Origin of the sequence: Sphingomonas phoenicis, from assembly GCF_047238005.1 — a bacterium.
Classification (GTDB): domain Bacteria; phylum Pseudomonadota; class Alphaproteobacteria; order Sphingomonadales; family Sphingomonadaceae; genus Sphingomonas.
Map to the genome: position 1 here is coordinate 1,727,473 of NZ_JBDFMC010000002.1, position 24,547 is coordinate 1,752,019.

At 66.0% G+C, this 24,547-nt stretch carries 27 protein-coding genes and 1 tRNA gene; 15 read left to right on the forward strand and 13 right to left on the reverse strand.

Going from position 1 to position 24,547, the window contains the following annotated elements; all coding sequences use genetic code 11:
• Positions 1–64 precede the first annotated feature (64 nt).
• The 4 genes from ABC319_RS09450 to ABC319_RS09465 all read left to right on the forward strand — a co-directional run bounded on the left by ABC319_RS09450 (position 65) and on the right by ABC319_RS09465 (position 3,057).
• Positions 65–634, forward strand: a complete 570-nt coding sequence (locus tag ABC319_RS09450; RefSeq protein WP_413069978.1) for a hypothetical protein — start codon at positions 65–67, stop codon at positions 632–634.
• A 2-nt stretch (positions 635–636) separates the two neighbouring features.
• Positions 637–927, forward strand: a complete 291-nt coding sequence (locus tag ABC319_RS09455) for a winged helix-turn-helix domain-containing protein (protein WP_413069979.1) — start codon at positions 637–639, stop codon at positions 925–927.
• Positions 928–1,154: 227 nt separating this feature from the next.
• The gene (locus ABC319_RS09460; protein WP_413069980.1) at positions 1,155–2,846 is read left to right on the forward strand and encodes a tetratricopeptide repeat protein; all 1,692 of its coding nucleotides are present in this window, start codon (positions 1,155–1,157) and stop codon (positions 2,844–2,846) included.
• Positions 2,847–2,934: 88 nt separating this feature from the next.
• Positions 2,935–3,057: a hypothetical protein gene (locus ABC319_RS09465; RefSeq protein ID WP_413069981.1), complete on the forward strand. Its 123-nt coding sequence runs from the start codon at positions 2,935–2,937 to the stop codon at positions 3,055–3,057.
• Between the two features lie 265 nt (positions 3,058–3,322).
• On the opposite strand, the gene ABC319_RS09470 is transcribed toward ABC319_RS09465, so the two are convergent.
• The 4 genes from ABC319_RS09470 to ABC319_RS09485 form a co-directional block, all read right to left on the reverse strand.
• Complete coding sequence (locus ABC319_RS09470) at positions 3,323–3,916, reverse strand: glutathione S-transferase N-terminal domain-containing protein (RefSeq protein WP_413069982.1); 594 nt, start codon at positions 3,914–3,916, stop codon at positions 3,323–3,325.
• Positions 3,917–4,149: 233 nt separating this feature from the next.
• Complete coding sequence (locus ABC319_RS09475; protein WP_413069983.1) at positions 4,150–4,449, reverse strand: putative quinol monooxygenase; 300 nt, start codon at positions 4,447–4,449, stop codon at positions 4,150–4,152.
• 82 nt (positions 4,450–4,531) lie between these two features.
• Positions 4,532–5,311 carry a ThuA domain-containing protein gene (locus ABC319_RS09480; protein WP_413069984.1) on the reverse strand — a complete coding sequence of 260 codons (780 nt, stop codon included), beginning with the start codon at positions 5,309–5,311 and terminating at the stop codon, positions 4,532–4,534.
• Between the two features lie 297 nt (positions 5,312–5,608).
• Positions 5,609–6,421, reverse strand: a complete 813-nt coding sequence (locus ABC319_RS09485) for an NIPSNAP family protein (RefSeq protein ID WP_413069985.1) — start codon at positions 6,419–6,421, stop codon at positions 5,609–5,611.
• A gap of 466 nt (positions 6,422–6,887) precedes the next feature.
• On the opposite strand from ABC319_RS09485, the gene ABC319_RS09490 reads away from it, so the two are divergent.
• Together ABC319_RS09490 and ABC319_RS09495 are read left to right on the forward strand one after the other, a co-directional pair.
• Positions 6,888–7,892, forward strand: coding sequence for an alpha/beta fold hydrolase (locus ABC319_RS09490; protein WP_413069986.1), 1,005 nt, complete (start codon positions 6,888–6,890; stop codon positions 7,890–7,892).
• A gap of 422 nt (positions 7,893–8,314) precedes the next feature.
• Positions 8,315–9,454 (forward strand): vWA domain-containing protein, encoded by a 1,140-nt coding sequence (locus tag ABC319_RS09495; RefSeq protein WP_413069987.1) that lies wholly within the window; start codon positions 8,315–8,317, stop codon positions 9,452–9,454.
• A gap of 296 nt (positions 9,455–9,750) precedes the next feature.
• Here the strand turns inward: ABC319_RS09495 and ABC319_RS09500 are convergent, their stop codons facing one another.
• Positions 9,751–10,182, reverse strand: a complete 432-nt coding sequence (locus ABC319_RS09500) for a hypothetical protein (RefSeq protein WP_413069988.1) — start codon at positions 10,180–10,182, stop codon at positions 9,751–9,753.
• A gap of 577 nt (positions 10,183–10,759) precedes the next feature.
• On the opposite strand from ABC319_RS09500, the gene ABC319_RS09505 reads away from it, so the two are divergent.
• The 9 genes from ABC319_RS09505 (at position 10,760) to ABC319_RS09545 (ending at position 16,557) form a co-directional block, all read left to right on the forward strand.
• On the forward strand, positions 10,760–10,966 hold the full coding sequence (locus tag ABC319_RS09505) for a cold-shock protein (RefSeq protein ID WP_413069989.1): 207 nt from the start codon (positions 10,760–10,762) through the stop codon (positions 10,964–10,966).
• Positions 10,967–11,023: 57 nt separating this feature from the next.
• Positions 11,024–11,263, forward strand: a complete 240-nt coding sequence (locus ABC319_RS09510) for a hypothetical protein (protein WP_413069990.1) — start codon at positions 11,024–11,026, stop codon at positions 11,261–11,263.
• A gap of 109 nt (positions 11,264–11,372) precedes the next feature.
• Positions 11,373–11,501, forward strand: a complete 129-nt coding sequence (locus tag ABC319_RS09515; protein WP_413069991.1) for a hypothetical protein — start codon at positions 11,373–11,375, stop codon at positions 11,499–11,501.
• Between the two features lie 114 nt (positions 11,502–11,615).
• A complete protein-coding gene (locus tag ABC319_RS09520) occupies positions 11,616–12,710 on the forward strand; it encodes an SPL family radical SAM protein (protein WP_413069992.1) in 1,095 nt (364 codons plus the stop codon).
• Positions 12,707–13,222 (forward strand): metallophosphoesterase family protein, encoded by a 516-nt coding sequence (locus ABC319_RS09525; protein WP_413069993.1) that lies wholly within the window; start codon positions 12,707–12,709, stop codon positions 13,220–13,222. The genes ABC319_RS09520 and ABC319_RS09525 overlap by 4 nt, the downstream gene beginning before the upstream one ends.
• A complete protein-coding gene (locus ABC319_RS09530) occupies positions 13,212–14,564 on the forward strand; it encodes an ABC1 kinase family protein (protein WP_413069994.1) in 1,353 nt (450 codons plus the stop codon). The genes ABC319_RS09525 and ABC319_RS09530 overlap by 11 nt, the downstream gene beginning before the upstream one ends.
• A gap of 36 nt (positions 14,565–14,600) precedes the next feature.
• Positions 14,601–14,684: transfer RNA gene (locus tag ABC319_RS09535), tRNA-Leu, on the forward strand.
• Positions 14,685–14,776: 92 nt separating this feature from the next.
• Positions 14,777–16,144: an ABC transporter substrate-binding protein gene (locus ABC319_RS09540; RefSeq protein ID WP_413069995.1), complete on the forward strand. Its 1,368-nt coding sequence runs from the start codon at positions 14,777–14,779 to the stop codon at positions 16,142–16,144.
• Positions 16,145–16,161: 17 nt separating this feature from the next.
• Positions 16,162–16,557 carry a DUF4112 domain-containing protein gene (locus ABC319_RS09545; RefSeq protein ID WP_413069996.1) on the forward strand — a complete coding sequence of 132 codons (396 nt, stop codon included), beginning with the start codon at positions 16,162–16,164 and terminating at the stop codon, positions 16,555–16,557.
• A gap of 7 nt (positions 16,558–16,564) precedes the next feature.
• Here ABC319_RS09545 and ABC319_RS09550 read toward each other — a convergent pair whose 3' ends face one another.
• The 8 genes from ABC319_RS09550 to rplT all read right to left on the reverse strand — a co-directional run bounded on the left by ABC319_RS09550 (position 16,565) and on the right by rplT (position 24,545).
• On the reverse strand, positions 16,565–17,278 hold the full coding sequence (locus ABC319_RS09550; protein ID WP_413069997.1) for a ribonuclease T2 family protein: 714 nt from the start codon (positions 17,276–17,278) through the stop codon (positions 16,565–16,567).
• On the reverse strand, positions 17,275–17,676 hold the full coding sequence (locus ABC319_RS09555; RefSeq protein ID WP_413069998.1) for a hypothetical protein: 402 nt from the start codon (positions 17,674–17,676) through the stop codon (positions 17,275–17,277). Before ABC319_RS09555 ends, ABC319_RS09550 begins: the two co-directional genes overlap by 4 nt.
• 87 nt (positions 17,677–17,763) lie before the next feature.
• Positions 17,764–18,606, reverse strand: a complete 843-nt coding sequence (gene nadC / locus ABC319_RS09560) for a carboxylating nicotinate-nucleotide diphosphorylase (RefSeq protein WP_413069999.1) — start codon at positions 18,604–18,606, stop codon at positions 17,764–17,766.
• Positions 18,607–18,914: 308 nt separating this feature from the next.
• A complete protein-coding gene (locus ABC319_RS09565) occupies positions 18,915–19,790 on the reverse strand; it encodes an aldose 1-epimerase family protein (RefSeq protein WP_413070000.1) in 876 nt (291 codons plus the stop codon).
• 53 nt (positions 19,791–19,843) lie between these two features.
• The gene (gene pheT / locus ABC319_RS09570) at positions 19,844–22,360 is read right to left on the reverse strand and encodes a phenylalanine--tRNA ligase subunit beta (RefSeq protein ID WP_413070001.1); all 2,517 of its coding nucleotides are present in this window, start codon (positions 22,358–22,360) and stop codon (positions 19,844–19,846) included.
• A gap of 161 nt (positions 22,361–22,521) precedes the next feature.
• Positions 22,522–23,616: a phenylalanine--tRNA ligase subunit alpha gene (gene pheS, locus ABC319_RS09575; protein ID WP_413071668.1), complete on the reverse strand. Its 1,095-nt coding sequence runs from the start codon at positions 23,614–23,616 to the stop codon at positions 22,522–22,524.
• A gap of 17 nt (positions 23,617–23,633) precedes the next feature.
• Complete coding sequence (locus ABC319_RS09580; RefSeq protein ID WP_413070002.1) at positions 23,634–23,969, reverse strand: GIY-YIG nuclease family protein; 336 nt, start codon at positions 23,967–23,969, stop codon at positions 23,634–23,636.
• 210 nt (positions 23,970–24,179) lie between these two features.
• Positions 24,180–24,545, reverse strand: a complete 366-nt coding sequence (rplT, locus tag ABC319_RS09585; protein WP_413070003.1) for a 50S ribosomal protein L20 — start codon at positions 24,543–24,545, stop codon at positions 24,180–24,182.
• Positions 24,546–24,547 lie beyond the last annotated feature (2 nt).

Here is a 24,547-nt window from a genome sequence, read left to right on the forward strand (position 1 = left end):
TTTAAGCTTTGCTGGACAAAGTACTTTTCTCTAGGTAGCAACTGCGGCCAGTAGAGGTGAACCGATGATCAGCAAGCCCGACGCCGCAACCGCCCTCGTCGATATCGAGCGGATTGATCGCCGTACCAGCCGCGGAAGTGCCTATGTCCGGGCAAGCTCGCATCTTCTGATTGGTGGGGCAACGTGGACACTCGGCTATGTGGCATGCGGCCTGCTGCCCCCCGCGCAATGGGGAGCCGTCTGGATACCGCTGATTCTGTTGGGCACGATCGGCAGCTTCGTTATCGGCTATGTCACGCCGCGCACGCACCGGCGCGATCCGGCGGAAAGGCCCATTGAGGCGGCGCGCATCCTCTGGATGACGGCGACGACGATGGCGTTCGTCGTCGTATCTTTCCTGCTGTTCCGCCCCACCGATCCGGTCGTCTTCCTCACCTATCCGGCATTGGTGATGGCGTTCGTCTATGCGCTGCTCGGCAGTCTAGGCCTTCCGCGTTTCCGATGGCTGGGGACTGGCATGTTCGCGGTGCTGATCCTGGGGCTTCTCGTCGGACGCGACGCGATCGCCTTCTGGGTCGCGGCCGCAGGCGGCGGCGGCTTGCTGCTCGGCGCCGCGTGGCTGCGGAAAGCGTGAGCGTGGCCGGCGCCAACGAGCTCATCCACCAGTCGCTGCGCCTGAAAATCATGGCCGCCCTCAACGCGGCACGGCGCGACGGTCCGCTCGATTTCACCCGACTGCGCGCGCTGGTCGAGGCATCAGACGGGAATCTCTCCACCCATCTGTCGACGCTCGAGGCTGCGGGGTACGTCATGCTTGAAAGGGCGTTCGTCGGAAAGAAGCCGCGCACGCGCATTACGATGACCGGCGAGGGTGCGACTGCCTTTCGCGCCCATGTAGCCTACCTGCGCGATCTTCTGAGCGAATAGCGCTCAGTCCGGATCTTATATCAGTCGCACTCGACAATGCTCTTGCTCTGGCGGAAATCTGCTAAAGCATGCGTCGATCCAATTAGCACGAGCGGGGAAATGGCGTTTCTCGCTATGATCATGACCGTTAACGTGTTTCTCTGCGCCATATGCGGGAGAGCGGTGCAATGGGTCGCGTGGGCTGGATAAGTGGGCTTTTTCTGATCGCCGGAGGCGCAAGCAGCGCGGTGGCGACCGCGCAGACCGCCCCGCCGCCGCCGCCGAACAGCGACATCGTCGTCCAGGGTCAACGCGCGCGGCCGAGCGACTGGCGCGAGGCGGAGACGCAGCACGTCATCTTGCTAAGCGATGGCCGCGAAAAGGAGGTTGCGCAAATCGCGCACAATCTCGAGCGGCTGTATTTCCTATTGTCGGTGCTGCTCAACCGCGTGTCGCGCACCGACGATACGATCAAGCTGCGCGTGACGCTGATCGGGGATGCCACCGAATTCCAGGCTATGGATCTGCGCAACCTTCGCTGGCAGCAGGGTCCGTTCAACAGCGCGTTCGATATTCGCCGTTACTATGACCCGCGGCCGGATGGCGCGGTGTTGGCGACGACGCGGATTGACCAACGGGTCGTCCTGCAACGCGGAGTGGCAGTGGCCGACGCTTTGCAGGGTGTCCAGATCGGTGGGCGGAGCGATCCTGGATCCCCGCCTGGCGCCGCGGGCTCCGCGATACTGGGCGGGCAGGCGGGGCTGTTCGGCCTCCAGAGCAGCGCCGACCTGATCCGCCCGATCAACGAGGAATCGATCCCGCTCACCGCAGAGGGCATGATCTATGCGGGCTTCGCGCAGCATTATTTGACGACCTTCTTCCCCGCTGCCTACCCTCGTTGGTATCTCGACGGCTTCGGCCAACTGTTCTCGACGCTGGTGGTGCGTGGTGAGACGGCAATGGAATATGGCCGCGCACCAGCGGGTACGAACGCCGTACTGCACAAGTTTGGCAACTTCCGCCTCGCCGACGTGCTGAACGGCAACTATCTTACGCAATCACCCGACAAGACTCGCTGGACGCCCATCCATGCGTGGATGTTGACCCACTTCCTGTTCTTCTCGCCAACGCGTAGTGGTCAGTTCCGTAGCTATCTTCAAGCGATAGCGAGCGGCACACCCGCGTCCGATGCAGCGGCGGTGTTTGGTGATCCCGATATCCTTGCGAAGGAACTACGCGCCTACTTCTTCGCCAAGAAGCCGTTCGAGCGGATGACCTACCCGGCGGAACGCGCAGAGGTGCCGATTGTCCGGCGGTTGTCGCTGGGCGAGGCCGCATTCGTAAAGGGGCGGCTGGAACTGGGGTCGCGCGTCGAGGTCGGAGGATCGCAGGCCGCGGTGTGGCTGCGACGATTGCGCGATCAGGCGGCAAAGTATCCAAGCGACGAAGGCGCGCAGGTTTTGCTCGCGGAGGCGGAGTGCCGCAGCGGTCATGCACCGGAATGCCAGGCGGCGGCGGATCGCGCGCTCGCATTGTCTCAAACCAGCAGCCCCGCGCTGACGTGGCGCGGGGTCGCGATGACGAAGGCTGCAACGGCGCTCAAGGGAGATGCCCGCACTGCGCTGCTGCGTCAGGCGCGTGCGACGATAACCAGGGCGAACCGTGCCGACACCGAAGCACCCGCACCGTTGATTGCATATTATCACAGTTTCACAGACGTTGGCGATCCGGTCCCGGCGATCGCCGTCGACGGGCTCACTAAGGCGCTGACCGCAGTCCCGAATGCAACCACAACCCGGCTAGCACTCGGCACCGAACTAGCCTCGCGCAATGTGGTGCCAGTGGCGCGCGGCACGCTGATGCCGGTGGCGCGAGGCGGCTATGATTCCCCCGAACGCGCGAAGGCGCAGGCGGTATTGGAAGGCTTGTCAAACCGATAGTTGCTGCTGTCGTTCGCCGCGGCCGCTCTCGCGACATCGGCAAACTCAGCGTGCCGGCCGAAAGGTTGGCCGAATTGCGGAGATTTCCGTGGAGCAGGACGGCACGTCGGGCGAGCGGACGCCGCCGCATCGCGGCACGCTGCGCTACTCGCTGCTCGAACGCGTCATTGGCGTGCCGGACAGCCTTTCCGTTCTGCTAGCCGCCCGGTAGCGACCGTCGAGCCCGGATCTGAAACGAAGTGAATGGCTGTTTGACACTACCTTCCTAATCGAGCGGCCGATGTTCGCAGATCTCAAACAGGCAGTGAATGGCCGGAGGTGGGTTCGACCCGCCCTATCGCGGGCGCTGCCACTGCCATCCTTGCTTGCGCAGCCGCCTGCGATGAAAGGCGGACGTGCACCACGGCGGGACTAACCGTTTGATCGATCTGCAGACGACCGCCACGGCACGCGCCGCGACGATCGTCGATCCACATTCAGGCCTGGATCAGTCCTTCGTGCGTCATCGCCCTTTGCACAGCCGGGCGCTCCATCATTCGATCGCGGAGAGCGACAAGCTCGGCTGGTGCCTCGACTTCGTTCTTCTTCGCCCACAGCAGCATGACGAACAGGTAGCAGTCGGCAGCGCTCGCGGTGTCGCCAAACAGGTAATTACCCTTCATCGTCTCGGCTAGCCACGTCATCCGCTTGACGATGGTCTCACGGGCCTTTGCCTTCTCATCGTCGCTGGCACCTGCGAAGAACGGCTTGAACGCCTTGTGAATCTCGGTCGAGATGTAGGCGAGTGCCTCGAGCAGGTGGGTGTGCCCCATTGCGCCGGCGGGTTTAAGCGCACCGTCCTGATGAGCGATCCAGTCGAGGATAGCGACGTTTTCGGTGATCGTTTCGCCGCTGTCCAGCGTCAGCGCCGGCACATAGCCTTTTGGGTTGATGGTCAGGAAATCCTCACCTTGTTCGGTCTTCTTGGCCTTCAGATCGACCTTTTCATGCTCGAACGAGAGACCGGCCTCATGAAGCGCGATATGGTCGGACAGGCTGCAAGCGCCGGGTGCAAAATAGAGCTTCATCATTCTCTCCTCGTGATTGAGCGGCAACGCATCAAAGTGGGCCGAGGCTCATCGTTTGAGAAACCCACCCGGAACGACGTTGCAACACAGTGGGGATCCTCACGAGCTACACGACGCTTCCAGCCTGTGACGGCACCGTCTTCAAGTCGAAATGCCTCGATACCTCGCCTACGGCGATGATGAACAAACGGCGAGATTGGGCAGCGGATCGGGTGCGCTGAGTGGTATCTTCTCGGTCAATCGGCCACGTCGACGGCGTGAGTCACCATGATGATCGGTCTCGCCACGACCAGATCACGTGCAGCTACGCCGAACGCCTTGAAATGGTCGGATACCATATGCGCCTGCACGGCGGCATCGTCGACGTACAGTTCATTGAAGACGAAGCGCCGTTCGCCGTCGTTCTCCCGCCAGAGGTCGTAGTAGAGTACACCCGGCTCGGCACGAGAAGCCGCGATGCACGGACGTGCCGCGGCCACGAAGCCATCCTCATGCCCCGGCTTGACGCTGACAAACGCGATGACCTTGACCGACATGACCGTCTCCTGGTTGCAACCTTGATCGATTAACCCGTCTGCTACGATTGCCATCGTCCGGGGCTCTAAGGGCCTTGTCTCGCTACCGTGCCGCCCAGCGAACAGCATTGGCGAGGATGCGACGATAGTTCGGGTCTTCGTAGGCTGCCGGCGTATGTCCGAGTGCCGAATAGACGACGTGACCTTTCGTCGTTGGGTTAATCCAGATGACGGGGTGGGCCCCCATCGCCAACTTCTGGCCGGGCCGGTAACTCGCCTCGTCGATGCGGGCCAGCACGGTCATTCCGCGGGCCGAAGGGTTGCTTGCAAAGGAGTACCATTCATCCGTCGGCGACCATGGCAGCCTGACGCCGGCCATAATGGGGTGATCGGGCCGATCCACGACGAAACGAGCCGCCTGGAACTGGTCTTCACCGCCGGGATGACCGATGAAGCGTGTCCCGATGATCGTATTGACGTACCAAGGCGCCTTGTGACTGTCGTCACCAGCCGCGTGCAGCGCCACCAAGCCACCGCCCCGCGCAACGAAGTGCTTGAGTGCCTTACGCTGATCAAGCGTCAGGAAGTCGCCGCTTGCACTGTTGAGCACGACGACGGAGAAACGTCGGAGCTGAGCGTCGTTGAAGACGGCGGCATTCTCCGTGACGTAGCTCTGCCGTCCCTGCTCACGCGCGATCTGGGCGAGCACCGCGTTGGACCGAGGGATGTGCTCGATGTGTCGCCAGCCGTTGGTCTTTGAAACGATCAAGACAGCGCGCTTTAGGCCCGGGGGTAGCGAGGGCGCGACCCGGTCGTCTGATGGCGTCGGCAGGTGCGGGTCTCCCGCCGCGAGCAGGCCGATCAGCGCAAGCAGTTTGTACACAGGACACCCCCATTTGCTGCCAGTCTGCTGGCTCGACACGTCTGGTGCAAGGGTATGGGCCTAGACTGGGTAGCCGTGCAGATAATCCGGAGACACGCCTGATGCGATCATCCAGCTTGAGCAATCGTCCGGAAGTGCCATGACCTGGCTTGCCGCTAAAGACCGCAGCCGGATCTATGACATCAAAGCTGGCGCCGTGATCGCCTTCCGCCTCGCCCACGGGTACAGGCACCCGATGCGTCGCCCTGATAGATGACGTGGTTCGCGTCCGTCATCCATTTGGCCCCGCCAGATCGGTCAGATCTGCGAGAATGATGTCGGACTCAGGATTTGACTTTCTATCCCGGTGGTGATCTCCGGATCAGTAAGCCCCGGCGTTGCGATCAGCTGACGCCAAGCTGGATCAGACCCGAACGCTCTCCAGCTTTGTTCGCGTGCCGCAAGATCGGCAAAGGTCAGCATGTACGTCAGGCTAGGCAGACGAAGCCCCGTCAAGTCTTGGGCGAAGAAGACCGGTGTCAGGCCATTGCGGCGAAATATCGCGATTTCGCCTCCGGTGTCGAACATGCCGATCTTGGTCGCTCCCGCCTTGTCGTTGTGGCTGAAGTATGTCCTCAGTTCGAATATGCGTGGCTTGCTGTCAACGGAGGCGTTTGGAACCTCGACACGTGGAAAGTGAGGGAACGCGCGCATCAGCTTCACCTCAAGCGATGCGTAGGGCGGACCCTCCGGGGTGGCGCTGGCAAATGGCTCCGCCGCTGTCACGTAATTCGGGTCGGCTGCCAGCCTGCCCGGCAAGGCAGCGAAATCTGCGATCGAGGGGTGAGGGACGAGAACGTGCACGCTTGGGGTTGCAAGGCCGATGGTCACCGCGAACGCTCCTACCGGTCCGCAACCCGCACGGCGTGCGGCCGGGATGAACGCGTCGCGAAGATAGGCGTCCAGACGCTTCCTCATCGGGCCGTGAACCAGATGGTAGGTCCGAAGCTCGTAGACCTCGGGTGTTGTGACAGCCATCCGGCGCTGAGCCTGTGCATCGCCGCCCACGACGGTGATGCCACCTAAGACGGCGCCTGCCAGCAGCGAACGTCGATCGATTTGGTTCGCCATCATATCCTCGCAAGCATCCTCATTCTCTCACGAAGGTCATGGTAGGAGGACTTCGTCAATCCACAGCGTTGGCACTTTCGCACTGCTGCGGCTTTGTAAATCAGTTACGATTATAGGTGGCCGAAGCGAAGTGAAGAATAGGCAACTGATCGCCCGGCAGGCAGCGATCGAAGAAGCGGTAAGAATGCCCGAGGTTCAGGTTTCGCTGTTCAAACGGCTGCTGGGGTCGGGCCTAGCCGCCTGATATCGCGATCAATGCACAGCGGTGATTGGTCGGCGAGCCAGAGCTCCGAATGACCGGCCATGGGTCATAGTGGAACCAGTACGATGCCGCCTCGCTTTCGACGTACGAACTTGCCGTGCTGCCTGTTTCGATGATTGCAGCGGACGCTGATCAAACGTTTCTGCTGCACACTCGACGAGCCCAAACCCGGACCCCTCCAGGGAAGCCGGTCGTTGCACACTCATGATCCGCTTCATCAACACCGCCGCGATCGTCCCGCTCGCTTTGTCGGCCGCCGTCGGCATGGCGCAGACGGTGCCGCTCGGCGCCAACCTCGAACGCTTCGATTATCCGGCCCCGGTCCGCTGGTATGAAGCATCGTCCCAAGGGCACCCGATCCGCCTAGCGTATCTTGACCTCGCGCCGACCGTTCGTGCCAACGGCACCACCGTCGTCCTGCTGCACGGCAAGAACTTCTGCGCGGCGACGTGGAACGACACCGCGCGTGGGCTCACCGCAACAGGTTACCGGGTGATCGCACCCGATCAGGTCGGGTTCTGCAAGTCTTCCAAACCAGCCGGTTACCAGTACAGCTTCCATGCAATAGCCGAACTCACCCGCGGGCTGCTGGGTCGAGCCGGGGCGGGCAAAGTCGTCCTAGTGGGTCATTCCACCGGCGGCATTCTCGCGATCAGGTTCGCGCTGTTGCATCCGGATCGTGTGTCGCGGCTCGTGCTGGTCAACCCGCTCGGCTTGAACGATACGCTAACCGAAGGCGTGCCCTACACCGACATCGGCCAGCTGCGCGAGGAGGAAGCAAAAACTGACGCTGCCTCGATCAAGGCCTATCAGCTGCGCAACTATTACCATGGTGAGTGGCATCCGGCGTACGATCGGTGGGTCGGGATGTTGGCCGGCCAATATGCCGGCCCCGACGGCGACGCGGTCCGCGATGCGCAGGCGCGCCTGTCCGACATGATCCAGACGCAGCCAGTCGCGGCCGAACTGCCGCGCCTGACCTTGCCCGTGACGCTTATCATCGGCCAGCGCGATCTCACTGCCTTCCGCGCCAGCAGCCTCCCGCCGGAACGTCGCGCCGAAGTGCGAACAGTGCCACAGGCGGCCGAGATGGCAGTAAAACGCATCTCGAATGCGCAATTGATGCGGCTAGGCGGTCTCGGGCATTCTCCACAGGTGGAGGCGCCGGCGCGTTTCCTCAAGGCGCTCGCGGCGGCGATCGCGTCGTGAGGTAGTCGGGCATGTTTGCCTGTGGCGCTGCTTGCATGCAGCTGCGACGCGGCGCGCAGCATACTCCCGCTCTGCCTGGGTCGATAACGATTATCGTAGGAAATCAACATTGTCCTACTTGTCCCCTGTGAGAGGACCTTGTTGCGCGGCAACCCGCTGCGATCACGGCTTGTGCAGGCACAAATCAGCCTATGAGACGCGCTGACGGGTCGTTTCGCAGTGCCATGGAAACAGATCGGTTGCTGGCCGAACGAGTCACATGAACGAGCGTGCTATCGAGCGACGGCTCGGCCGAGCTGAATGTCTGGATCTAGTTCTCAGGCACTGCGAGCGCCAACGCCGTGGCAGGGCCGACGTACAGAGCTTTCCTTGTCCAGACGTCGCGCTTACCCTTCCGTCGAATTGATGAAGGGGAGCGACGCATGAGGCCAATCGGCTACCCGATGCTATTGGCGTCAGCGTGCGGGCTGTGGGGATGCGACCGCGCGCCGGAGGATCAAGGCAACATCGCTGCGTCAGCCACTCCTGCCGTGAGAGCCGCTCCCGGGTCGTCCGAAGTCCGTGCCTATCTCAGCAGCTTCGCCGCCGGCGATCCCGACGCATGCTTCGGAGATGCCTCATTGGCTGGAGCGAGCTTCCGTGAGGCATCGGAGGCATCATCCACAGCCGCGCCGTCGCGCGTCATCGTCGCGGTAGATGCATCCGGGTCGATGGCGGGACGGGTGTCAGGGCGGAGCAAGCTGGACCTTGCCCAAGCCGCCGCCGGTACGTTCATCAAGGGCCTTCCCATGGAAGCGGAAACCGGCCTGCTGGTCTTTGGCCAAGCAGGCGACAACACGCCGCGTGGCAAGGGATCGTCGTGCGCCGCGATCAGCCTCGCGGTGCCGATTGCGCGTGATCGCGCAGCGCTGGTGCGGGGTGTCTCCGCAATCCGGACGGTCGGCTGGACCCCGCTGGCCGCTGCGCTGCGGAAGGCCGAAACGTTGCTGGTAAAGGGCGCCAAGGCGGGCGAGCAGGTGATCTATGTCGTGTCGGATGGGCAGGAAACCTGTGGCGGCGATCCTATCGCGGCTGCGCGTGCGATCAATAAGGGAGCGACGAGAGCGGTAGTCAACATCATCGGCTTCGCGGTGCCGAGCAATGAAGCCGCTGCGCTGGCGGCCGTCGCGTCGGCGGGCGGCGGGCGATTCGTCAACGTCGATGCCGGCAACGAGGTAGATGCGGTCGCCGCTCGCATTCGCGAAAGCGGCCGTCAGGCTGCGAACACGCTTGCGGAAAGCGGGACAACCGCCCGCAACTCGCTTTCTACTTCGGGTGTGGCGGCCAAAGCGCGAATGTGCGCCAGCGGCATAATCGCGCGTGAGCGGATCGCGGTCGGCGCTGACATCGGCAAGAAGCGGATCGCGGGCAAGGACGTGACGCTGGAGGAGCGGGCGGAGAAAGTCCTGGCCGAGAGACACTCGGCGCTCGAGCGCCGCACTCAGGCTTTCGAGCAGAACCTCAACGCGCGCCTGGACGCTGCCAATCGAAGCGTGGCTGAGGAGGCGGCTCGCGCCAAATGAACAGCAGCGTGTCGCGCCCATCGTCGAGCGTCGGCCCGCTGGCGGCCGAGCGTAAGGTCGGTCACACCCTCGCGGCCTGCCTGTTGATCATGCACGCGCAGCGCGCAGGCGCACCCGGGGATTAGTTCAGTTCGAATGATACGAGAACGAACGACCGGTTCAAGGCGTCCGCTCCAGTGTCACGACTGGCCGATACCGGGTGGTTCCGGCCGGATGGGCGCTTTGTCTGTGAGGCGCCCCCCGGGCTGTGAAATGTGGCCGGTTATCCCACGCCCAGCGTCGGACGTTCACAGGTATCACTGCCGGTCATAAATCAGCGTGATCGTCTCGGTCGGCTTCGCGACGAGCCAGCTCACCTCGCTGAAAGTCTTGAGATCGGCTGCCAGGCTGTTTCTGCCGCTGACAAAAGGCTTGCCTGCTTTCAGGAACGTCCAGCGGTAGCTGGTCGGCGAGATGGCCTTGACCACAAGCGCGTTACCCTTCGCCGCGCCTTCGCCGATGTCCGCTGCAGGCTTTCCATCGAAGTTGGTGACGAGCACGCTCTTGGCCTCGACCGACTCCATTCGCATCGCGCCGACACCTGCCTCGCTGTATATTAAGGTCTCCGGCTTCTCATCGGGATTGCTAGATCGAAGCTTCCAAGTGCCGAACCATGGGCTTGCCCAGGATTGCGCGGCAGCAACGAGTGGCAGAACGGCGAGGCAGGCTGCTGCGGCGCGGAGCCTCATGACGGCAGGCCTTTCGTCGGTTGAGGTGTCAAGTCGGCTAGCTTGATACGAAAACCGGGAGTCTGCAAATTCCAGGATCGTACGTTAAGGGCCTCCGAAGGCGCCCTGAGTGCCTCGCTGGTCAATGTGAACGAGCGGCCGCTTCAGGAATCTCCAACCCGGGCGATGATTGTCGAAGACTCGGCCGAGCCCGACAAAAAGGTGGGCGCTTTTACGGGCAGAGGCGAAGCTCCGTATTCCTCCTGGCGCTTCAGCAACAAAGGAGGTGGCGTGGATCCCGCGTCAATCGCCGGATCAGCCTTCCAAAAACCATCACGCGCCCGGTGCGATGTACGGTTCTGCGACTATAATAATCTTCCTCGATTGCCAAATCACCGATCCTTTGGCGTTCCTCACGCACAATCTTCAAGTTGATGATTTCCCGATCGCCGGAGATGTGCTACCCTGCGGATGCTGACGTCGTGTGCGACGGATATCGGGCCGCTTTGGCTCCACCCTTTGTCCCATCCAATCTCACCGAAGCCGACCTGTGCCGCGATTGGCACGGGATCGTCAAACTTGGGAAAAGGTCACCCACATGATTACCGGAACCGTGAAATTCTTCGATGCCGCAAAGGGCTATGGCTTCATCGCTCCGGAGAACGGCGGCGGCGACGCGTTCGTACATATCTCCGCTGTGGAGCGCGCCGGAATGCAATCGCTCGATAAGGATCAGCGCGTCTCGTACGAACTGGAGCAGGACCGCCGTGGCAAGTCGTCGGCGGTGAATCTCCAGCCGGCGTGACGCGATGTGAAAGGGGGGCAGACGCTCCCCCTTCCTTGCTGGTCAACGACCAGCGCGATGCCCGTAAAAGGAATGCCCATGTCCAGAGCACTCAACATCAATGCAAGTCGTGACGATGTCATCGCCGCCTGCGCCAAACGCAATGTGCCGATCAGTGCGATCGAAGCGCTTCAGTCAGGCGGAACGCGGGTCGTGATGAACAACGCAGACGATACCGCCATGATATCGAAAGCATACCGGTCGAAAATCATCGTCGGCGCCGTGGTGCGCCAGTCGATCCGCATCGGCCGACTGTAGATCACACTGCCCGGCAAGGCTGGGTCAGACGGGGGTGCCGATCGGATCGACGGCGTGCCTGCACCTGGATCAGCCTGGCCAGCATCCGGACATCAGTAAAGGATCGCTCATGGCGAAGAGCCAGAAGAAGTCGAACAAAGAAGTCCGCAAGCCCAAGGCCGAGAAGGAGCCGAAGCCAAACGCCTCCAATCCGTCCGCCAAGGGCAAGCCGGTGGAGATGACCACCCTGAAGAGCTAGCGTCAGCGTTCGACGCCGCCTGCTTGCTCGATGCGCATCGGCATCGGGCCGCGGGCATCGTACGTTAACGGCCGGGGCGTTCGCGACGGATCATGTGCATCGGGTCGACGTTCAATGCGTGTGTCACCCGTCACCAGTTCCAGACCTCTTCACGACCGGCCCTGGCTGCCGCGGCGGGTGATCGTGACCCGGTCGGCGCGGGGCTTCGCCCATGGTCGCATGATCGTGGAACGGGCGGAGCGGCTGGGCATCGACGTTGTGGCGTTGCCGGGAGATCGGCTGTCGCTCAACGTGCCGGAGGATCCGCGACGGGCGTATGCCGAGGCGAAGGCAACGCTCGCCATTGTCGTCGCGCCGCCATCGAAGCGACGGCTCCAGCCGATCGCGCCCAGTGCCGACTGGCGGGTCGATCTGGCGGAGGGATGCCCCGCCCATTGCAGCTACTGCTATCTCGCGGGATCGCTGAAGGGGCCGCCGATCACCCGCGTCTACGCCAATCTGGACGAGATCCTCTCCTCCCTGCCCGCCTATCTCGGCCAGGGTACGATCACCTCCCGCAAGGCCGATCGCGCAGGCGAGGGCACAACGTTCGAGGCGTCCTGCTACACCGATCCGCTCGTACTGGAACCGCTGACGGGTTCGCTGTCCACAGCGATCGGCTGGTTCGGCCAGTGGGAAGCGGAGGCGCAGTTGCGCTTCACCAGCAAGTTCGCCGACGTCACTCCGCTATTGGACATCGCGCATCGCGGCCGTACGCGGATGCGCGCATCGCTCAATCCGCGTGCCTATGCCCGTTTCGAAGGCGGAACCGCGCCGGTATCCGCGCGATTGCATGCCATCCGACGAATGGCGGATGCCGGCTATCCGATCGGGCTGACGATCGCACCGATCATCGCAGCCGATGGCTGGCAAGACGCCTATGGTGCCCTGATCGACGATGTCGCGGCGGAACTGGCCGGTACGGAAGCGCTGGATCTGACGGTCGAACTCATCACCCATCGCTATACGACCAGGTCGAAGGCGGTACTCGACAGCTGGTATCCCGGGTCGGCGCTGGACATGAGCAGCCGAAACCGGGTCACGAAACGGACGAAGTTCGGGACGGAAAAGCAGGTCTACGATCCGGCAACGATGCGTGATCTGCGGACCTTTTTCGAACGACGGATCGCCGACGCCCTGCCCGGCGCGCGCATCCTGTACTGGACATGACCGTCTTCTTCACCGCCGACACGCATTTCGGCGATCACCGGACGATCAACATTCATGGCCGGCCGTTCGGCAGTGTCGCCGAGATGGACGCCATGCTGGTCGATCGCTGGAACTCGACAGTCGGGGTAGATGACGAGGTGTGGCACCTAGGCGACGTGGCCCGCCGGCCGCAGGACGTCGCCGGCCTGCTAGAGCAGTTGAACGGCACCAAGCACCTGATCCGCGGCAACAACGATCCGGACACGACGCTGACGGCGCCCGGCTGGTGCAGTGTCGGCGATTATGCGGAGATCGTGGCGGACGGCCATCGCCTCGTGCTCTGCCACTATCCATTCCGCAGCTGGAACGGACAGCATCGCAAGTCGCTGAACCTGCACGGGCACAGCCACGGCCGGCTGAAGCCCATGCTGCGCCAGTACGATGTCGGGGTCGACGTTCACGACTATGCCCCCGTCACGCTGGCCCGATTGCTTTCGGCCGTATCGAAGAAGGAAGATCGTGATGCCGGATGAGCGTTCTGGACGCGCAGTGCCGAGCGGCCGGCTGGCTCGCTTCGGCAGCTTCGGCAGACTGGCGGGCGGCGTCGCGGGAGGCATGGTCGCGGAAGGTGCCCGGCGCCTTGCCGCCGGCGAGCGACCGCGGATGGACGACCTGCTGCTCACGCCCGCGAACGCGAGCCGCGTGGCCGACCAGCTCGCCCATTTGCGCGGCGCGGCGATGAAATTGGGCCAGATGATCTCGATGGATGCGGGTGATATGCTGCCACCGGAATTGGCGCAGATCCTGGCCCGGCTGCGCGACAATGCGCATCACATGCCGCCGCAACAGCTCGACCGGGTACTCGCGAGCGAGTGGGGGCGCGATTGGCGCCGGCGCTTCCGCCACTTTCAGGCGCATCCTGTCGCGGCCGCCTCGATCGGCCAGGTACACCGTGCCGAGCTGCCGGATGGTCGTATACTGGCGATCAAGGTGCAATATCCGGGCGTCGCGGCCAGCATCGATGCCGATGTCGACAATGTCGCGACGTTGCTGCGCGTATCCGGCCTGCTGCCCCGCGAGCTGGAGATCGCGCCGCTGCTGGAGGAGGCCAAGCAGCAGTTGCATGAAGAAGCCGACTACGGGCGCGAACTGGCGATGCTGGAGCGATATCGCGCGCTGGTCGGCGACGATCCCGCCTATGTCGTTCCGACCGCCGAGCCATCGCTCAGCACGTCGCGCGTGCTGGCGATGGAGTTCATCGACGGAGAACGGATCGAGGCTCTGGAAACCCGGCCGCAGGCGGAGCGGGACCGGGCGGCCGGGTCGCTCGTGGCGCTGGTGCTGCGCGAGCTTTTCGCATGGGGTACGATGCAGACGGATCCCAACTTCGCCAACTATCGATGGCAGGCCGACGGGCAACGGCTTGTCCTGCTCGATTTCGGTGCGGCGAGGGTCATCCGGCCGACGACAAGGGCTGGCTATCACCGATTGCTGATGGCTGCGCTGGACGGCGATCATGCAGCCGTCCGCGATGCGGCGATCGGTGCCGGGTTCCTGGGTGCCGCCGCGGCGGAGCGCCATCGGGACGGCGTCGATCGGATGATCGAGGTGATCCTGGGCGAATTGAACCGGCCGGGCGCGTTCGACTTCGGCGACCGCGGGTTCGTGAGCGTGTTGCGAGAGGATGCACAGGCAATGGCGCAGGATCGCGATACCTGGCACCTGCCGCCGATCGACACGCTGTTCGCGCAGCGGAAGATCAGTGGTACCGCGCTGCTGTGCGCGCGGTTGAGGGCGCGGGTCGACGTGCGGACGATGATCGCTGCGTATCGCACGTTGCCGACGATTGCGGGTGCGAGTGACGACGCGGCTTGACCATCCGCGCCGCATCAGGTCTTTCCCCGCGGGTGCGCGGACGTGGCGGAACAGGTAGACGCTGCCGACTTAAAATCGGCTTCCATCGGAGTACGGGTTCGAGTCCCGTCGTCCGCACCATTGCCCTGCTGCTCGCCGGGGCAACGGCTGCGTGCGAGCGTCGGCCGGATTCCGGCCCGGTCATCGTCAGTGCGATCGTCGCGGCCGATGAGGTGGACGCCGATGGCGGCGTATCGCTGGACGAGCTGGCGGATCGCACGCCGCCCGCCGACCTGCCGGCGCGGCTGCTGGTCGATGCGATCGGGCAGGGGTTGGTCCGTTTCGACGCCGCTGGCCAGATCGAACCGGGACTGGCGGAGCGATGGACGGTGCTGGACGGTGGCGGCAGCTACATCTTCCGTCTGCGCGAGGCATATTGGCAGGACGGCGCGCGGGTGACCGCAGAACAGGTCGTACGCTTGCTGCGGCGGCGACTATCGCCGGGCGCGGACAATCCGCTGTCACCGTTCCTGACCGCGATCGACGAGATCGTGATCATGACGCCGCAGGTCATCGAGATCCGGCTGTCGCGGCCACGACCCGACCTGCTGAAGCTGTTCGCACAGCCCGAAATGACGCTGATCCGCCCTGCCCCGGCCTGGGGCAGCGGGCCGCAGAGGATCGCGTGGGCAGGGGCGAGCCCGCTGCTGCGCCCGGCCTTCGATCCCGGCCGCGCCGATCCGGACGACCAGCGCGAACTGAAGCCCGAGCAGGAGGTCCGCTTGATCGCCGAGCCGGCATCGCGTGCGATCGTGCGGTTCGCGACGCGGCGTTCGGACCATGTCGCAGGCGGGCAGTTCGCCGACTGGCCGATGCTCGCTGCGGCCGATCTGCCGCGGACGGCGGTTCGGGTCGATCCGGCGGTGGGGCTGTTCGGACTGGCGGTCGTGCGGCGGGAGGGCTTTCTGGCGGATGCCGCCAACCGTGCCGCAGTGTCGGAGGCGATCGACCGCGAAGGACTGACCGCCGCCGTGCTGCCGACCTGGGACAGTGCGGACCGGATCCTGCCCGACGTGCTGGATTCCGGCGCCCCGCCGCAGATACCCGACTGGTCGCTGCTGACGCTGGAGCAGCGGCGCGCGGCGGCACGGCGGCGGGTGGCGGCATGGCCCGAGCCGGTGCGGCTACGCATCGCCCTGCCGCGCGGACCCGGCGCGACGCTGTTGCACGGATCACTGGCCGCATCGCTGGCCGCGATCGGCATCGTACTGGAACGGGTGGGATCGGTAGACGAGGAGGCCGACCTTCGGCTGGTCGATGCGGTGGCGCCGTACGATAGCGCGCGCTGGTATCTGGCGACTGCCTGTGCCCCATGCGGCGAGGCGGCGGCGCAGGCGCTGGAAGCGGCACGGATCGCACCCGATCCGACCAGCCGGGGCGCAGCGATCGCCGCCGCCGACGCGGCGATGAACGCGGATGCGGGGTTCATTCCGCTCGCGCGGCCGCTGCGCTGGTCGCTGGTCGCGACGCGGCTGGCGGCGTGGCAGACCAATGCGCGGGCATGGCACCCGTTGAATCGGCTGCGCACCGACGCCAATTGAGCATCATGGCTCAACCGATGGCATCCCTCGACCGTCTGCCCGTCGACCGCGACCCCGCTGCGATCCGTCGACGGATCGAGATGATGGAGCGGTTGCTGGAACGCAGCTTCACCGTACCGGGGATCAATCGCCCTGTCGGCCTGGACTTCATCATCGGTCTGGTGCCGGTGGTCGGCGACCTGCTGGCGGCGGCGATGGGGAGCTGGATCGTGTGGGAGGCGCGCAATCTGGGCATGTCCAAATTCCAGCTGGCGCGGATGGCGGGCAATGTCGGGTTCGACGCGATGCTGGGGCTGGTGCCGTTCGTCGGCGATGCCGCCGACTTCTTCTTCCGGTCCAACACCCGCAACCTGCGGATCATCCGCAAGCATCTGGACAGGCATCATCCCGGCACGGTGACGCTGGAGGGCTGACCGCCCCTCAGCGCGGCCCGCGCCAGATGCGTAGCGGCGCGGTCGGCGCCAGTCCGCCCTGATGCGCGGGACAGCGACGGTAGCGGAAATCCTTGCCGAGGCAGATCCACACCTCGTCCAGCCATCCCTGACGATCGGCGGTGACACGCATCATCTGCGGTCCGAGCCCCGGATTGACGGCGGCGAGCGCGGACGCGAACGCACCCGCGGTGAGCGACCGACGCGACAATGCGTCCATGTCCGGGAAGCGCAGCCGGCGGTAGAGCGCGGTGGAGCGCGTGAAATAGCGCGCCGGCGTGTAGCCGGCCATGCAGGTGCCGTGCTTGGCCCATTCATGCTGCTGCAACTGCGCCGAGGGCGTCGCACACAGATGCGCGGCGATCACGCGGGCGGGAACGATCGCCGCGGGGCGGCAATATTGCGGCCATTCCTTGCCGACGCCATCGGGCCAGAGACCATGCAGGGTGAAGCCGAAGCGGTTGCCCTGCCCGCACTGGAAACGCGCGGTCGGCCGGTCCCCCGCCGTGCTGCGGCAGAATTGCGGCGACCAGCTGATCGCGAGCGTGTAGCTGCCGATCGGCACGACCCGGCGAGGCTGGTCTCGCGACGGCAGGTCGGGGCGGACCCGCGGCACATCGTTCCCGACCGCGCATTGCAACGCCTGGGCCTCGACCGCCGCGGGCGCGGCGAGCAGCGTGGCGATGGCCAACCGGAGGATCACGCGTCCTCCTCCCAATCGTCATGCTCGCGGGCGAACCAGGTGGCGGCGTTCGGGCGGAAGAGCAGGACCGCGCCCACCACGGTCAGAACGACCTGCACCGTGTTGACGACGCCCAGCAGGCCCAGCGCGACCTGCCCGGTCGAGATCTGCCAGAGCAGCGAACCCAGACCGAAGACGGTCAGCAGCACCAGCAGCACGCGGGCGACGCGACTGCCACGCCGGGTGGTGAAGAGGATCAGCAGCAGGAACGCGCCGACGATCAGGGCGGTGACCCCGGCGGCGAGGCCGGTGCCGTACACCTGCTGCAACGGCTGCCACGCCATCGCCGTGCCGACCACCACCAGCAGCGTGGAGAGCAGGTAGAGCCGTTCGGCATGGATCACGGATTTCGGGCGCACCCGCAGTTCCCCTCTTCTCGTTCGCGACAGGCATAGCGTCCGGATGCGCCAGTGCAATCCGGGCCAGTGCAATCCGGGCCGATGCGGTCAGGCGGCGGCGAAATCCAGACCGATGTCGACCGCCGGTGCCGACTGGGTCAGGCGACCGACGCTGACATAGGTGACGCCGGTCGCCGCGATGGCGGCGATCGTGTCGAGCCGGACGCCGCCGGACGCCTCGGTCGGCACGCGTCCGGCGACGATCGAGACCGCCTCCGCCAGCATCGGTGCGGCCATATTGTCGAGCAGCAGGTGGGTGGCGCCGGCGCCGATCGCGGGTTCGATCTGGTCGAGCCGGTCGACCTCGACGATGATCCGTCCGATCCCGGCTGCGACCGCCCGCTCGACCGCGGCGGCGACACCGCCGGCGACTGCGACGTGATTGTCCTTGATCATCGCCGCATCCCACAGCCCCATGCGGTGGTTCTGCGCACCACCCATCCGGGTCGCGTATTTCTCGAGCAGGCGAAGACCAGGGATGGTCTTGCGCGTGTCGAGCAGGATCGCGCCGCCGCCGGCCATCGCATCGACATAGGCGGCGGTCAGGGTCGCGACGCCGGAGAGATGCTGGACGGTGTTGAGCGCCGACCGTTCCGCGGTGAGCAGCGAGCGGGCGTTGCCGGCGAGGCGCAACAGCTCCGTACCCGCCGGCACGCGATCGCCGTCCGCCGCGCAGACCTCGATCGCGACATCGGGGTCGAGCGCGCGGAAGAACGCCTCCGCCAGCGGCAGGCCGGCGACGGCGATCGGCTCGCGCGCGGCCATCACGCCGGTGAACCGGGCGTCGGGCGGGATCACGGCGGCGGACGTGACGTCGCCGGTCGGGCCGAGATCCTCCGCCAGGGTGGCGTTGATGAACCCGTCCAGGTCGAAATCGGGCGGCAGGTTCATGGGCGGCACACTCGCGAATGTTGAGGAAGTTTCGGGTTGTGGAGGGTCAATGTTGAGACGGGCGCAAGGCGGGCGACGAGCGGGCCGACAGCAGGGTTGCGGAGGGGGAGCATGGGCGCTTCCTGCCCGAAAACCCCCGGGTAGGACAGGGCCGGCGGTGGGGGATGCGTCCCGATGTGGTCGCATGGATCGCGTTGCCGGGAGCAGGAATCGTGAGCGAGACGCCTCTGCCTCCCGCCGCCCTCGACTGCCTCCCGGCCTTCGCCGGGGGGCACTCCGGCCCGGATGTGGAAGGTTCCGAGCGCCGGTCAGGGCTCCAGCGTGATGGTCATCGCGATGTGCTTCGTTGCGCCGGGGGCGACCTGGAACACGCCGGGCTTGTCGCGGAACTCGCCGGTGAAGCCGGCGGGATCGGCGATGCCGTGCCACGGCTCGACGCAGACGAAGGATGCGCCGGGTTTGGTCCAGATGCCGAGCGCTGGCGTGTCGGGGAACCCGATGTGCAGCTGCGGACCGGTGGCGGCGCCATAGGTGGCGGCGTCGGACGCGATCGTGTCCCACACCAGCGCATCGTCGGCGAACAGTGCGTCCTTCAGGTGGAGCGTGCGGCCGTCCAGCGGGCTGGCCGCGGTCGACGGCGCGATCAGGCCGTCGGTGTCGATCTCGCGCAGGCGTGCCGGTTCGTCGCGGTCGAACACGATGCGGTGGTCGGCACGCGCCTGACCGAAGGGCAGCGGCCAGGCGAAGGCGGGGTGGAAGCCGAACTGCGCCAGCAGCGGCGTCGCGGCAGGATTGACGACGCGTGCCTCGATCGCGAGCGTCGCATCGTCGAGCGTGAACGCGATCTCGAGCCGGAACGCGAACGGATAGGCGGCGCGAGTGGCGGGCGTGTCGGTCAGCGCGAAGACCGCGCGATCCTCGCCCTGCTCGACCAGTTCGAAGCGCAGATCGCGGGCGAACCCGTGTTTGGGCATCGGATAGTCGGTGCCGTCGACGCGGATGACGCCGCCGTGGGTGATGCCGATCGCGGGGAACAGGATCGGCGCGTACCGGGGCCAGAAGGCAGGATCGGCGGCCGTCATCAGTTCCGCACCGGCCGCGTCGCGCAGGTGCGTGAGCTCGGCACCGAGCGGATTGATCGCCGCGGAGAGACGGTCGTTCTTCAGCCAGATCAGGTCGGTCATCGTGATCCTGTCGTCGTTGCTCCCCCCGGGGGAGTGGGAAAAGTCGGCGGCGATCATCCGCGCAGGGTGGCGCCCTGCTTCGCCGCGGCGGCCACCACCTTGTCCGCGGTCGCCTTCAACTCCGCCTCGGTGAAGCTCTTGTCGCCGGGCTGGAGGATCACCTCCACCGCGACCGACTTCTCGCCCTCCCGCTCGAACACGTCGAACACGCGCGCGGCGACGATGGCGGCCTTGTCCGCCCCGCGGATCGCGCGGATCAGCGCATCGGCCTGCAACGCCGGGGGCACGAGGAAGGCGAAATCGCGCCGCACCGCCTGGAGCGCAGGCGGCGTGTAGGGCGCGCGCATGAAGCCGGACGCTCCCCGCTTCGCCGGGAGGGCATCGAGGTACAGCTCCGCCGCCGCGACCGGACCGTCGAGATCGAACGCCTTCAGCAGCGAAGGGTGGAGCATGCCGAACCGGGCCAGCACCGTCTTCGGCCCCAGCCGCAGCGTGCCCGACTGGCCGGGGTGCCATGCCTCCCCCGCGTCCCCCATCACCTGAAGGTTGTCGACCGGCGCACCCGCGGCAGCGAGCAGGGCCAGCGCCTCCGCCTTGGCATCGAAGGCGTCGAACCCGGCGGCCTTGCCGTCGCGCCAGCCCCGGATGCGGCGATCGCCGGCGAGGACCAGTCCCAGCGTGGCGCGCTCGCCATCGTCGAGGTAGCGGCGCCCAACCTCGAACAGCCGGACGGTGCCGGCGCCGCGGCGCAGGTTGCGCCCGGTGGCTGACAGCAGCCCGGCGAGCAGCGAGGGACGCATGACCTTCAGATCCTCGCTGATCGGATTGGCAAGGGTGAAGGCGCCACCGCCGAAGGGGGCGGCCTCCGCCTCGGACACGAAGCTCCACGTCACCGCCTCGTCCAGTCCCCGGCCGGCGGCGGCGCGGCGGACGCGGCGCTCCAGCCGCTGCTCGGCGGTCGCGGTCGGGCGGGCGACACCGGGCACGCGCGGCAGCGGCACGGGCGCGACCTTGTCGATCCCCTCGATCCGGATCACCTCCTCGACGAGGTCGGCGGAGCCATCGATGTCGCGGCGCCAGCTGGGCACGCGGACCTTCCACGCCCCCTCGATCGTGGCGAACAGCGCGTCGCTGAACGCGTCGGCATGATCGACCGCGCCCATCGTGAAGCCGAGCGACAGCAGGATCCGCGCCTGGCGTTCCGGCGCCACCGACAGGCCGCCCAGCGTGCGGCACAGATCGGGATCGTAGGTGACGATCCGTTCCTCGACGGGCGGCCGACCGGCACGGGTGACGCCGCTGGCGGTGCCGCCGCACAGGGCGAGGATCAGGCGGGTGGCGATGGCGAGGCCGCTGTCGAGGAAGGCGGGATCGACCCCCCGCTCGAACCGCTGGCGTGCGTCGCTGGTCAGCGCCAGTGCCTGGCCGGTGCGGGCGATCCCCTCCGGATCGAAATACGCGCATTCGACGATGACGTCGGTGGTGGCGTCCGACACGCCCGAATGCTCGCCACCCATGATGCCGCCGATATCGTGGACCGCGACATCGTCGGCGATGACCGTCATGCCCTCCGCCAGGGTATAGGTCCTGCCGTTGAGCGCCAGCACCTGCTCGCCCGCCCGCGCCGGCCGTGCGACGAGGCCGCCGGACAGCCTGGCGCGATCATAGACGTGCAGCGGGCGGCCGAGGTCGATCATGACATAGTTGGTGATGTCGACGAGCGCGCCGAGCGGCTTCTGCCCGATCGCGGCGAGACGGCGGAGCATCCAGTCGGGCGCCTCGCCGTTGGTGACGCCGGTGACGGATTGCGCGTAGAAGGCGGGGCAGCCGGGAGTCTCGGTGCGGACGTCGGGGCCGGGGCCGGTTCCCGCCGCCTCCTCCACATCGTCATTACCGCGCAGGCGGGAACCCGGAGCCGTTGCCGTCGCGGTTCCATCGCTGCCCTCGCGCGTCTGGATCCCCGCCTGCGTGGGGATGATGTCGGCGGGATAGGCCATGGCGATCTGCTTCAGCGTGCCGAGCCCCGCCGCGGCGAGATCGCGGGCGATGCCGCGGACGCCCATGCAGTCCTGCCGGTTGGGGGTGATCGACACGTCGATGACCGGATCGGTCAGCCCGGCATAACCGGCATAGCTCTGGCCCACGGGCGCGTCGGCGGGCAGCTCGATGATGCCGTCATGTCCCTCGCCGATCTGAAGCTCGCGCGCGGAGCACATCATGCCGTTCGACTCGACGCCGCGAATGGCGGCGACCTTCAGCGTGATGTCGGCGCCGGGAACATAGGTGCCGGGTGCGCCGAACACCCCGACCAGCCCGGCGCGGGCATTGGGCGCGCCGCAGACGACCTGCATCGGGCCGTCACCGGCATCGACCGACAGGACCTGCAGCTTGTCCGCCTGCGGGTGGCGCTCGGCGGTCAGGATGCGGGCGACGCGGAACGGGGCGAGCGCCTGACCCGGATCGGTGACGCCCTCCACCTCCAGCCCGATGCGGGTCAGCCCCTCGACGATCGCCGACAGCGGCGCATCGGTGGCGAGATGCTGGTGGAGCCAGGACAGGGTGAACTTCATCGGATCATTCCACTATGCTCGTCATCCCGGCAAACGCCGGGACCCATGGACACGGGGGGAAGGCGTGTGACGGCCGGCCCGTGTCCCAATCATGCGCGCCCCTGTCCATGGCTCCCGGCGTTCGCCGGGATGACGGACGGGTGTGCGCGGGCATCAGGCGCTCAGGCGGCCACGCCGACGCCGCCCGACAGGGTCGGCACGTCGAGGCTGGCAAAGCCGTAATGCTTCAGCCAGCGGATATCGCCGTCGAAGAAGGCGCGCAGGTCGTCGATGCCGTATTTCAGCATCGCCAGCCGGTCGATCCCGCAGCCGAAGGCGAAGCCCTGCCACTCGGCGGGGTCGAGCCCGCAGGCGGCGATCACCTTCGGGTGGACCATGCCGCTGCCCAGCACCTCCATCCAGCCGCCGTCACGATCGTCGCCGGAGCCGCCGATCACGCGCTTGCCCTTAACCACGGTGTAGCCGACGTCGACCTCGGCCGAGGGTTCGGTGAAGGGGAAATAGCTGGGGCGCAGGCGCAGGACGATGTCGTCCCGCTCGAAGAACGCCTTCAGGAAGGTCTCCAGCGTCCATTTCAGGTGGCCCATGGTGATGCCGCGGTCGATCACCAGCCCCTCGACCTGATGGAACATCGGGGTGTGGGTGGCATCGCTGTCGGAGCGATAGGTGCGGCCGGGCGCGATGATGCGGATCGGCGGCGGCTGGTCCATCATCGTGCGGATCTGGACGGGCGAGGTGTGGGTGCGCAGCACGCGCTTCACGGTGCGCTCGTCCCCGCCCGGCTCGATCCCGGCGAGGTAGAAGGTGTCGTGCATCGCGCGTGCGGGGTGCGTCTCGGGGATGTTGAGCGCGCTGAAATTGTGCCAGTCGGTCTCGATCTCCGGCCCGGTGGCGACCGCGAAGCCCAGATCGGCGAAGATCTCGGCCAGCTCGTCCATCACCTGGCTGACGGGGTGGACGGTGCCGGCAGGTGCGGCATCGACCGGCAGCGTCATGTCCACCGTCTCGGAGGCGAGCCGGGCGTCGAGTGCCACCTGCTCCAGCGCCGCCTTGCGCGTGGCGATCGCAGCGGTCACCGCCTCGCGCAGGCCATTGATGCGGGGGCTCTTGGTCTGGCGTTCCTCAGGTGTCATCTTGCCGAGCGTCTTCAGCAGCTGGGTGATGCGGCCCTGCTTGCCGAGCGCGTCGACGCGAACGGCGTCGAGCGCGTCGAGGCCGGGTGCAGCCTCGACGGCGGCGAGCATGTGGTCGCGCATGTGGTTCAGGTCTTCGGTCACTTCGTCGCTCCCACGGCATCGGGCGTGATCCGGGGAAACCCCAAGCCGATCGCCAGATCGTCCCATCGTTCGTTGCGCGCTTCGATCAATTCGACCTTCCACGCCCGCCGCCACTCCTTCAGCCGCTTCTCCCGCAGGATGGCGGCTTCGATCGTGTCGTGCATCTCGTACCAGACAAGGTGGCGGACGCCGTACCGCCGCGTGAAGCCGGGGATCAAGCCCTCGCGGTGCTGCACCATGCGGGAGAGCAGGTTCGAGGTGACCCCGGTGTACAGTGTCCCATGCCGGCGGCTGGCGAGAAGGTAGACGCAGGGAAGGAAGTCGTCACGCATCGCCCTGCCCTTCTTCGTCATCCCGGCGCACGCCGGGACCCATGGTTGCGGTGAGGCGGCTGGTAGCACGCAGCAATGGCCTTCGCCGAGTCCATGGGTCCCGGCATGCGCCGGGATGACGATGGTGGTCGGGACCCCGGCCACCGCCAAAAACGAAACGGGGCGCCGGTGTTGCCACCGGCGCCCCGCATCCCTTACCCGGCAGGTCGCTTACGCGGCCTGGGGCAGTGCCGCCTTCGCCTGCGCGATGATGGCGCTGAACGCCGCTTCCTCGTGCATGGCGATGTCGGCCAGGACCTTCCGGTCCAGCTCGATCCCCGCCAGCTTGCAGCCGTGCATGAACTGCGAATAGGTCAGACCCTCGGCCCGGACGCCGGCGTTGATGCGCTGGATCCAGAGACCGCGGAACGTCCGCTTCTTAACCTTGCGGTCGCGATACGCATATTGCCCGGCCTTCTCGACGGCCTGACGGGCGATGCGGATGGTGTTTTTGCGGCGACCGTAATAACCCTTGGCGGCTTCAAGAATCTTCTTGTGCTTCGCCTTGGTGGTCACACCGCGCTTGACGCGTGCCATTT